Source organism: Thermococcus sp. JdF3 (genome assembly GCF_012027495.1).
Lineage (GTDB): Archaea > Methanobacteriota_B > Thermococci > Thermococcales > Thermococcaceae > Thermococcus.
This window is the reverse complement of record NZ_SNUK01000003.1, coordinates 186,405-196,480: the sequence shown is the minus strand read 5'-3', so window position 1 is coordinate 196,480 and position 10,076 is coordinate 186,405. Positions and strand designations below refer to the sequence as shown.

The window sequence follows — 10,076 nt, the reverse complement described above, 5'->3', positions numbered from 1 at the left end:
CTCCTGTGTCGGATACGTATACTTCATATAACGAGTTTAAGGTATAATAGGCTTTTGGTGAGGCTGCGAAATGTTGGAAAATATACAGCAAGGCATCCCGGGACGTATGCGCCCCCCGGTGTGCACCTTTTTTGGCTGGCTGACTTACCTCAGGTTCTGCATCGCCGGCTTTCTGAAAAGTTCGTCCAGCTCCGCCCGCCTGGCCCGTATCCGCTCGTGGAGCCCGGCCACACGCTCGTTCTCGGGGTATTTCATCATAAGGGTCGTGGTTATGCCCTCCAAGAAGCCGAGTATCGAGACCTTTATGAAGTCCTCGCCCTTCTTGCTCTCAAGCCCCTCGTTGAGGGTCACGAACGAATCGAGCCTCGCTATTAGCGCCCCCTCTCCAAGCTCTTCCAGCAGGTTCCTGACCTCCGTCACCTCGGGTATATCGATCGCCATACCATCACCTCACAGCCTCAGATTGAAGAACCTCACCGCGTTCCTCTCGGTGACCCTCTCGACTTCCTCAAACTCCATGCCCTTAAGCTTTGCCACCTCTTCAATGGCAACGCGGACGTTGCACGGTCTGTTTCTCTCCCCCTTGATGGGACTCATGTAGGGAGCGTCCGTTTCCACCAGCATGTTTTCGACTTCAACTGCCTTCGCCGCCGCCATTACCTCTGGGATGAAAACTATCCCCGTGTTTATCCCGATGGGGTGCCCGTTTTCCGCTATCTCCCCCGCCAGCTCAACGCTCCCGGCGAAGGAGTGGAAGTACGCCCTAACGCCCGCGCGCTGAACCATCTCAAAGGCCTCCCTTTCGGCCTCTCTGGCGTGTATGACAACCGGGAGGTCGAGTTCGGCGGCAAACTCCAGAAAATACCGGAAAATTTCCTTTTGGTTCTCCCGCTGCCTTTCGTTTTCCGCGTAGTGGTAGTCGAGCCCTATCTCTCCTATCGCCACTATCTCGTTCCTGTGGTTCAGTATGAACTCCTCAACCCGCTTCACCTTCTCCCAGTTGCCCCTTCTGGCCTCGTTCGGATGGTACCCAAGGGTGGGGAAGATGAAGCCGAAGTACGGCCTGAGCATCTCCCAGCTCTTCCAGACGTGGGTTTTCCTGTACTCGGTGATTGAGTCCACCACAGCGGCGAGATCCTTCCGGCACTCCTTTATGATCTTCGGTGCGTCCTTCTTGTAAAACTCGAAGTGGGCGTGGGCATCAATCACTCTCTCCCCTCCTGTCCTTTCTGGTCTCCCATATTACCTCTCCATCTTTTCTAACGACCCTCAGAATGCGGTGGTAGGGTATCTGGGCGTCCCCGACAAAGAAGTAGCCGTGACCGAGCTCTATCATCTCGACGGGGATCTTTTTTATATCCCCGTAGGCCCCGCGATGTTCGATAACGATGTAGTAGTCCCCTTCGTCCTCCCTCGGGTCGTACTTGAGCTTCGCGAGAACCTCCTTCACGGAGCCCTTCCGCATCAGAGCCACCCCAGGATTTCATCGATGTTCTCTCTCCAGTCCTTTATGACCCATCCGTGTCCAGGAAGACCGAAATCAACGTCGTAATCCCTGAGCCTTTCGAGGCTCTCCTGAAGTTTCCAGCCGTTCCCTGTCGGCAGATCCGTCCTTCCAACCGTGCCGTTGAAGACTGTATCCCCTGTGAACATCACCCTCGTCTCACCATCGTCCAGGTAAAGGCACGAACTTCCCGCCGTGTGGCCGGGCGTGTGAATCAGCTCAAGCTCCAGTGAGCCGACCTTGAGCGCATCGCCCTCCCTCATGTGGAGATCAACCTTCTGCGGTTCAAACCTCCTTCCGTAGGAGTAGGCCAGAATCACGTAGTCGTCTCCCTTCTCCAGCGTTTTTGCCGTGGCTTCGTGGGCGGCGAAGAGAACCTCAATGCCCTTCCTCTTCAGCCAGTCCGCCAGGGCCATGTTCCCGCCCACGTGGTCGAAGTGCTCGTGGGTGTTGAATATCGTGACCCTCTCAACGCCGTTGAGGAGACCTTCCCTCTCCCAGATTTCAGCGTAGACGTGCCAGTTAACGCCGGTGCCGGTGTCCACTACGAGGGCCTCTCTCCCGTCCCTCACCAGGTAGACGTTCGAGTCCCAGCCTATGCCCCTCAGCATCGTGGTGTGGGGAGGAATCTCAACGGGCACTATCTCGCGGGGGAACTCCTCGATGGAGCTTATCCTCACGCTTTCACCTCCAAAAGGGGCTCGAGGGAGGACCGCCTCCTCATACGGAGGGCAAACCCCGTCGGGAGGGGTCAAACTCTTCATCACCCCCTCGAATTACGCGGGGGATGTTTATAAACTCAACCGCGGAGGTTGAATTAGGTGACCCAAATGAAAACCGAGCGCGCGAAGGAGATACTCCTTCAGCTTTTGAAGATACCCTCCCCATCCGGGGAGGAAGACAGGATAATGCTCCACATAATGGAGTTCCTCCACAAACTGAACTACGACGTCCATATCGAGAGCGACGGGCAGATCATCGACCTCGTCGTCAACCCCGAGGCCGAGCTCTTCTATGAGGTTCACATCGACACGATACCGATTCGCGCGGAGCCCTTCGTGAGGGGCAACATCGTCTACGGAACCGGAGCGAGCGACATCAAGGGCGGGGCGGCGGCTATACTCCTCATGCTGGAGAACCTCCGCAGGGAAGGGAAGGAACTCAACGTCGGCATAGTCTTCGTCAGCGACGAGGAGCTGGGCGGCCAAGGGAGTGCGCTCTTCATGGAGCGCTACAAGCCAAAGATGGCCGTCGTTTTGGAACCGACCGACCTGGAGGTTCACATAGCCCACGCGGGCAACATCGAGGCCTACTTCGAGGTGGACGGCAAAGAGGCCCACGGAGCGTGCCCCGAGAGCGGGGTGAACGCGATAGAGGAGACCTACAAGATGCTGGAGGAGATGAAGAAGCTCGAGCCCTTCAAGGCCAGGGGCGAGTTCTTCGACCCTCACATCGGAATCCAGGAGCTGGTCTGTGAGAACCCGGTCTACTTAATCCCCGCCCTCTGCAGGGGAAGGCTTGAGGCGAGGCTTCTGCCCGAGCAGGAGGTAGAGGACATACTCGACCTGCTCGACCCGATATTCGACGAGTACACGCTGAAGTACGAGTACACCGAGATATGGGACGGCTACCGGCTGGAGCCGGACGAGGAGATAGTTCAGCTGGCGAAGAAGGCGATGGAAGTCACGGAGATAGACGAGTTCGGCGGGATGAGGAGCTGGACCGATGCCATAAACTTCATGTACAACGGAACCAGAACCATAGTGTTCGGCCCCGGAAACCTCGACATCTCCCACACCAAGAACGAGCACATCGACGTGAGGGACGTGGTTACCGCCAGCGAGTTCCTGAAGGCACTGAACGAGATTTATGGGAAGAGCGGGTGAACTTTCTCTTCCCATCACCTTTTTAAGGAAGGCCCCCCACCAGTAACTGGTGGGGGGTATGCTCTTCAACCCGAGGCCGAAGACCAGAAGGGAAGAACTGTACGACAGAAGAGATGAGCTTGAGCGTGTTGAGGACGGCCTGAGGAAGGTCCTTGGCCTCGTTACGATCCTCGGAATCAGGCGCCTTGGAAAGAGCTCACTCCTGAACGTTGCTTTGAACGAACTACCCTACGGAAGCGTCAAGATCGACGCGAGAAAGGTCTATTCCGAGTTCGGCAACGTGCCGAGGGAGGCCCTGGCAAAGCTCATCCTCGAGGGGTTCCTGAAGAGGTCGGGAAAGGAGCGGGCCAGGGAGCTAGCGAGAAGCATCAGGGGCGTGCGCCTCCTTGGATTCGGCGTTGAGGTTGAGGTCGAGAGGGGAGTAAACCTCTACGGCCTCCTTGAGCGCATAAACTCCCTCGGAGAGCGCTTTGTCATCGCGATAGACGAGGCCCAGTACCTGCGATTTTCGAATTCCCGCTACCCCGAGCTCATCGCGTGGGCCATCGACGAGCTTGAGAACGTGAGCTTTGTGCTGACGGGCTCGGAGGTTGGCCTGCTGGAGGACTTTCTGAGGCTTCATGACCCGGGCTCGGCGCTCTTTGGGAGGCCCCACCTGGAGATCAGGCTGAAGCGTTTTGAGAGGCACCAGAGCGTGGATTTTCTTGAGAGGGGTTTTGACGAGCTCGGCCTTAGGGTTTCACGGGAGGAGATCGATGAGGCGGTCGATGAGCTGGACGGCATAGTCGGCTGGCTCACCCTCTACGGCTACAACCGCTACCTCGGGCTGGGCCACTCCCGGGCTCTCCAGAGGCTCAAGGAGGACGCTAAGAGGCTGATTCTGGCGGAGTTCTCCCGGCTGAGGGAGCTATCCCACCGCTACGAGCTGGCGATGCGGGCGGTGGCCAACGGGAAGCACCGCTGGAAGGAGATAAAGGAGACCGTGGAGATTCTTGAGGGGAAGAGGATAGACGACAAGAACTTCTCCAACGTCCTCAGCAACCTCGTCCGTTACGGCTACCTTGAAAAGACCGTTGATGGCTACGTGATCCCCGACCCACTCGTGGAACTGGCTTTCAGGTAGGGGGCCACCAGTAACTGGTGGGGGGTTAAGGGCACCAAAACCCCCGGAAAGTGGAACCCTTTCTTGCATGGAACCGGGGGTTTGGGGGGCCCGCCGGGACTTCGAAAACCTTATCTCCAATAGCGATGAAGTTTGAGGGGTGGTGGCTTTGTCGCTTCTGGCCTTGACCGGGATGTTCATATTCGGGGGGAAGAAAAAAAGGAAGCCTTGGAGAGAAATACGTAAAGAACTGGCGAAGAAGTATGGGCTACCCGAAGAAGTTATAGAGTCCATAGAAGGCGCGCATATGCCGTTCAACGGATACATAGAGTTCGTAAGGCAAATAGACCCTGAAAGAAACTATGAAAGGGTAAAAAAACCCTTGCAGTTGATGAAACTGGCGACTTAAAAACTGCTAGAGCACTCTTTGACCATGAGTACCATCATTACATTGGGAGAGAGAGGGACCCAAAGTCACGGGGATACCATATACTCCACGGAGTGCTCGCTGTTCTTGTTGCAAACCATCTGGGCAAGGAACACGAAGATATCGGGTGGGCCATAGGTGACGCAATATACGACTATCTCGTCATGAAAAACAAAAGCATAGAGGAGGTTGAAAAGAGGCCTTCAGAGTTCGCAAAACTTGTTGTGAAAAAATTACAGGAAAGAGAAATACTTGGACCATCGGTTGCCAAGTCCACCGAGCGCGCAATAAAGGAAGCGATTCCCCCCACGATAAAACTCATCAATAAAATGTGGCCAAAGGATCATGATGTCAAGCACCTGCGAGCGATGGAAGAGGCGTTTTCGCCAGATATCAAAGATCCGCTAAGAACTCTAAAAGCCGCAGGAATAGACGTTACAAAAGAGGTCGAGGAGCTAAGGAATGCCATCGCAGAGATCACAGGAAAGAAGCCCAAGGCGAGGGGGGCACCTCCAGGGGGGTCGAGGAAGAGGGCCAAGTCGAAACGCCCCGTAAGCTCTGCCGGCCTTCCCCCCGAGCTCCTCGCCATCGTCAAGGCCCTCGAGTTCTCGGACTTCTCGGAGAGGGCGATGGAAAAGGCGGAGAAGGAACTCCTCAGGCTCGTGGACGGGCTCCTGGAGGACGAGGCCAACGCCCCCCAGCTCTTCCACGCGGTCAAACTGCTGAGACTCGTCCAGAAGGGCGACATCAAGGGCATCAAGAAGCTGGGAGGTTAACTACCCGGCGGCGCCCGAGCATTGGCGCGGCCCTCATGAGTCCTCTTCACCACCTTCTTCCTTCTCCTTCCTATCCACCCAGAAGCGCCTCGTCCTTATGAACTGCCTCTCACGCTCCATGAGTGCGACGAGGAGTGCCTCGCCCCGGTACTGCGCCAGAAGCCTCGCCGCCGTGTCCGGCCCGGTTCCGTAGCTGGCCAGTGCTAAAACTGCCTCGAAGCCGTAGGAGTCCACGAGGTCCGCAGCTTTCAGCAGCTTCCGGTAGGTTCTCTCCTCCCTCCTCTCCAGCGGCTTCCCATGGCGAACCTTCTCAAGAACCGGCAGAAACTCCTCCGCATCTATCGGGTGGGCAACCGCGAGCATCTTCGAGCCGCAGCGCGGGCACTGTCTGAGCTCTATGTTTTGAAGCCTCGCCACCCTCGTCTTCGCGCTCCACCCGCAGTTGGTGCACACTAAAACGACCTCGTGGTCGAGCAGTCTCTTCCTGAACAGCTCTATCAGTTCGTCCCTCTCCAGCGTCCCGCTCAGCAGGAACTCGCCGCCGACGGTCATGTTGAGCCTGGCCAAAGTCGAGGGTTCCTTCCTGAGAACCGTTTTCACCCTCATCGTGCCCCTTTTGAGCATCTCAAGGACGAGCTCTCCCTTTCTTACGTCAACCTTGTCGTGGTACAGCTCGTTCAAGGTCTCGCGCTCAATCACCGTCCCCTCGAAGAGCCTCTCGACCTTCCTTATCTTCGCGTCCCTCCTCAAGGCCCCGAAGCGCTTCGCCACGTTCAGCATGCGCCACCTGTATGCATGGGAATCCCTCAGCGCGCGGGAGACTATGAACTCAAGGCTTTCTGGCTCTTGGTAGAGGTAGCCCTTCACCTCCTCCGGGTTCAGCTGGAAGGGCGTCTTGAAGACCACCGCATGCCCCTGGCTCCTCACGGAGAAGACCCTGCCGTAGCGCAGGATGAGGAGCGAGTGAACAAGCCTTCCCAGAGCCTCGTTCGCCCTGTTTCCAAAGTCCGCGTGGATTACCAGCGCTTTCGGCGTGCTCTCAACAACGATGTCGCGGTCGGTCGAGAAGGGCTCGTCCCTGATCTCGTCAAACGCCCTCCTCAGCTCCTCCTCGCTGAACTCAACCCCCTCAAGGAGCTCCTTCGCCTTCTCGAAGTCAAAGGCCAGCTCCCTCTTCAGCCTGCCGACGTCGAGGGCCACTCCGAGGGGAACGGGGATCATCTCGCCCTCCCAGCTCGGTATCGCGCTCTCCAGACTTTTGCTCTCGCGGACCTTCAAAAGTCTCGCCTCGTCGTCGATTTTAAGCACGATCCAGCTCCAGCCGTTCATGACGAACTCCATGCCCTCCTCCAGGTCCATCACGAACCTCTCGTCGAGCCTTCCAATGACGTGCCCGCTCCCCGCGTCGAAAACCCTCCACGAGACTTCGTCAGGAATCGTTGAGAGGTTCTCGTAGTAGTACTGGAACGCGCCGCGGCGGAGATAGAGAAGGTTTTTCTCCTCGTCGTAGCCCATGAGTCTCGCATCTTCGAGAACCCCCAGGACGTCGAGGTAGTCCTCCCAGCTCAAATCCCTGTAAACGTAGGCCCGCTTCGCTATCTCATAGGGTCTCTCGCGCGGGAGTTTCTTATACTCGATGAGCAGGCCGACGACGAAGTGGGCCAGAACGTCAAGGCCGCCCATTGGCTCGACCGCCTCAAAACGGCCTTGGAGGGCGTGTTTCGCTATGACGAGGCTCTGGAGGTAGTCCTCGACGTTCGTCGCTATGACGTAGCCCTCGCTGACCTCGCCGATTCTATGTTTGGCCCTCCCGACGCGCTGGACGAGCCGGTTCACCTGGCGCGGGCTCATGTACTGGATTACGACGTCAACGTCGCCTATGTCTATGCCGAGCTCCATCGAGGACGTGCAGATCAGCGCTTTAATTCTGCCCTCCTTGAGGGCCTTTTCGGCCTTGATTCTGGCTTCCCTCGAAAGCGAGCCGTGGTGAACCTCGACGGGTTTTCCCCAGGCCTTGAGGCGGTGCGCCAGAATCTCCGCGAACTGGCGCGTGTTGGTGAATATCAAAGCTTTCCCGTGCCCCTCGACGACCCCCCACAGGGCCCTCAGTCTAGAGGCTATCTCGGACGAGACGCTCAGCTCCCGGGCGAGTTCTAAGTCCTTCTCAGTTGGCCTTGGATAGAGCACGTGGAAGCGGTAGCGCTTTTTCCAGTTCGGCTTGACTATGACGTCCGCCTTCAGCCACTCCCTCACTTCCTCCTCATTGCCTACCGTTGCAGTCATGCCTATTCTCCTGAAGTCGGCTATCTCCGCTAAGCGTTCAAGGTTCAGGAGGAGCTGTGCTCCCCTTTTGTTGTCCACCAGCTCCGCTATCTCGTCGACGATGACGAACTTCACGTTCTCCAGGTGCTTCCTGAGGGATTTGACCGTCAGGATAACCCCCAGCGTTTCGGGAGTGATTATGAGCATCTGCGGGGGATTCTTCGTCTGCTTTGCCTTCCTGTAGGCTGAGGTGTCGCCGTGCCTCACCTCTACGGTTATTCCCAGCTTCTTTCCCCACCATTCCAGCCTCTCAAGCAGATCCCTGTTGAGGGCCTTGAGCGGTGCGACGTAGAGCGCAGAAACCGGCTTAAGTCCCCCTTCAAGGATTTCATTGAATACCGGTAGAACAGCTGCCTCGGTCTTCCCCGAGCCGGTGGGGGCTATTATCAGGACGCCCTTTCCGGAGCTAACCTCCCTGAACGCGTCCTGCTGGAGCCTGTTGAGCCTTCCGAAGCGCTCTTTGATGGCCTTTCTGAGGAGGGGGTGCATGGTGAAAAATGGGGTACGTGGTTTATAAGCCCAACCACCGTTAGATTTATAAACGATATATCGTTCGATACATCGGTGATAAAAAGTGGAGGTCACGAGGAATATCGAGACCTACGACATGGCCTATGCAAAGCGGGCGATGCTGGTGGTCGTTATCCTGCCCCTCCTCGTCATGTACACGGAGGCGATGCTGACCCCCGCACTGCCGACGATACAGAAGGAGTTCGCCATCAACCCCAACGACGTCAGCTGGGTACTGACGATATACCTCCTCGTCGGAACGGTAAGTGCCGCCATATTCGGCAAGCTCGGGGACATGTACGGCAAGAAGAAGATGTTCCTGGTTGCGTTGGGCTTCTACACGCTGGGGGTTATACTCAACGGCTTTGCGCCGGGCTTCGAGTGGCTCCTCTTCAGCAGGGCAATCCAGGGCCTCGGCATGGCAATATTCCCGCTCGCCTTCAGCCTCGTCCGCGAGGAGTTCCCGCCCGAGATGGTGCCCCAGGTTCAGGGGATGATAAGCGCGATGTTCGGCGTCGGTATGGTCATCGCTCTTCCCCTTGGCGCGTACGTAACCCAGAACTTCGGCTGGCGCTGGACGTACCACTCGGCGGCACCGTTTGCTGTCATCATGTTCATCCTTGCGTGGAGAATCCTCCGCGAGAGCCGCTACGTGAACCCCGGAAAGCTCGACTGGCCCGGTGCACTCTTCCTGGTCTGGGCTGTTGTTCCCGCCCTGGTTGCCGTTACGCGCGCCCCGAACGTTGGCTGGCAGGCGGGGCAGACGCTTGCGCTCTTCGGGGTGTCCATTGTTGGGGCCCTCCTCCTCTACCTCTGGGAGAAGCGGGCGGACAATCCGTTGATTCCGCTCGACATAATATCCTCCCGGAATCCCGCGATAGTGAACCTCGGCATAATGTTCGCGGCCTTCGGCATCTCGATGATGAGCCAGGCGAACACCTACATCTTCCAGATGAAGCCGCCCTACGGCTTCGGCAAGACGATACTCGAAAGCGGCCTGCTCATGACCCCTATGGCCCTCGCGATGCTGGTCGTAGCTCCCCTCGCCGGCAAGCTGATGCCCAGGACAGGCGCAAAGCCCCTCGCCATAACTGGTGCCCTGACAGCAAGCGCCGGTCTGGCGTTGCTCTCCCAGTACGCCACGCAGCTATCCCTCACCCAGTTCGTGGCCCTCATAACTGTCGTTGGGGCCGGAATAACCCTGATGAACGTCTCCTTCATCAACGTGCTGGTGTTCTCTGTCCCGCCGAGGGTCATGGGAGTGGCGACCGGAGCGAACAGTCTGTTCAGAAACTTCGGTTCCACCTGGGGGCCGGCCATAGCGGGAACCGTCATGAGCACCTACTACATACTCGTGCACATTCCTCAAGTGCCGGTGCCCATCAAGATACCGACGGAGAAGGCCTACGAGGTGCTCTTCGGCACTTCAGCGCTCGTCTACCTCTTCCTCGCCCTGCTGAGCCTTGCCATCGTAGAGGTCATGAAGGGCGGGAAGATACACGAGGTTGAAAACGGTGGAGAAAAGGAGATAACCGTTGGCTGATTTCTT

Annotated in this window: 10 protein-coding genes; 5 read left to right on the top strand and 5 right to left on the bottom strand. The window is 57.4% G+C overall.

Annotated elements, in window-relative coordinates; genetic code table 11:
* Nucleotides 1–144: 144 nt before the first annotated feature.
* From E3E42_RS06165 to E3E42_RS06150, 4 genes are read right to left on the bottom strand one after another with little or no spacing between them, the layout of a single operon-like run.
* The gene (locus E3E42_RS06165; RefSeq protein WP_167903405.1) at nt 145–441 is read right to left on the bottom strand and encodes a DUF3216 domain-containing protein; all 297 of its coding nucleotides are present in this window, start codon (nt 439–441) and stop codon (nt 145–147) included.
* A 9-nt stretch (nt 442–450) separates the two neighbouring features.
* The gene (locus E3E42_RS06160; protein WP_167903403.1) at nt 451–1,209 is read right to left on the bottom strand and encodes a YchF/TatD family DNA exonuclease; all 759 of its coding nucleotides are present in this window, start codon (nt 1,207–1,209) and stop codon (nt 451–453) included.
* Nucleotides 1,202–1,465, bottom strand: coding sequence for a DUF504 domain-containing protein (locus E3E42_RS06155; RefSeq protein WP_167903401.1), 264 nt, complete (start codon nt 1,463–1,465; stop codon nt 1,202–1,204). Before E3E42_RS06155 ends, E3E42_RS06160 begins: the two co-directional genes overlap by 8 nt.
* Nucleotides 1,465–2,184, bottom strand: a complete 720-nt coding sequence (locus E3E42_RS06150; RefSeq protein ID WP_167903400.1) for an MBL fold metallo-hydrolase — start codon at nt 2,182–2,184, stop codon at nt 1,465–1,467. Before E3E42_RS06150 ends, E3E42_RS06155 begins: the two co-directional genes overlap by 1 nt.
* A 150-nt stretch (nt 2,185–2,334) precedes the next feature.
* On the opposite strand from E3E42_RS06150, the gene E3E42_RS06145 reads away from it, so the two are divergent.
* From E3E42_RS06145 to E3E42_RS06130, 4 genes are all read left to right on the top strand, one after another.
* Entirely contained in the window at nt 2,335–3,390 is a 1,056-nt protein-coding gene (locus tag E3E42_RS06145) for a M20/M25/M40 family metallo-hydrolase (protein WP_167903651.1), read from the top strand.
* Nucleotides 3,391–3,448: 58 nt separating this feature from the next.
* A complete protein-coding gene (locus tag E3E42_RS06140; RefSeq protein ID WP_167903649.1) occupies nt 3,449–4,513 on the top strand; it encodes an ATP-binding protein in 1,065 nt (354 codons plus the stop codon).
* A 148-nt stretch (nt 4,514–4,661) separates the two neighbouring features.
* The gene (locus E3E42_RS06135; protein ID WP_167903399.1) at nt 4,662–4,901 is read left to right on the top strand and encodes a hypothetical protein; all 240 of its coding nucleotides are present in this window, start codon (nt 4,662–4,664) and stop codon (nt 4,899–4,901) included.
* A gap of 92 nt (nt 4,902–4,993) precedes the next feature.
* Nucleotides 4,994–5,695 carry a hypothetical protein gene (locus E3E42_RS06130; RefSeq protein WP_167903398.1) on the top strand — a complete coding sequence of 234 codons (702 nt, stop codon included), beginning with the start codon at nt 4,994–4,996 and terminating at the stop codon, nt 5,693–5,695.
* 33 nt (nt 5,696–5,728) lie between these two features.
* On the opposite strand, the gene E3E42_RS06125 is transcribed toward E3E42_RS06130, so the two are convergent.
* Nucleotides 5,729–8,506: a DEAD/DEAH box helicase gene (locus tag E3E42_RS06125; protein WP_167903397.1), complete on the bottom strand. Its 2,778-nt coding sequence runs from the start codon at nt 8,504–8,506 to the stop codon at nt 5,729–5,731.
* 85 nt (nt 8,507–8,591) lie between these two features.
* On the opposite strand from E3E42_RS06125, the gene E3E42_RS06120 reads away from it, so the two are divergent.
* Nucleotides 8,592–10,070, top strand: coding sequence for an MFS transporter (locus E3E42_RS06120; protein WP_370519618.1), 1,479 nt, complete (start codon nt 8,592–8,594; stop codon nt 10,068–10,070).
* Nucleotides 10,071–10,076: the final 6 nt, after the last annotated feature.

Bases quoted from the DNA above. Each gene is read 5' to 3' on its own strand.
- E3E42_RS06165 (WP_167903405.1), bottom strand. From the start codon at position 441: ATGGCGATCGATATACCCGAGGTGACGGAGGTCAGGAACCTGCTGGAA.
- E3E42_RS06155 (WP_167903401.1), bottom strand. From the start codon at position 1,465: ATGCGGAAGGGCTCCGTGAAGGAGGTTCTCGCGAAGCTCAAGTACGAC.
- E3E42_RS06145 (WP_167903651.1), top strand. From the start codon at position 2,335: ATGAAAACCGAGCGCGCGAAGGAGATACTCCTTCAGCTTTTGAAGATA.
- E3E42_RS06140 (WP_167903649.1), top strand. From the start codon at position 3,449: ATGCTCTTCAACCCGAGGCCGAAGACCAGAAGGGAAGAACTGTACGAC.
- E3E42_RS06125 (WP_167903397.1), bottom strand. From the start codon at position 8,506: ATGCACCCCCTCCTCAGAAAGGCCATCAAAGAGCGCTTCGGAAGGCTC.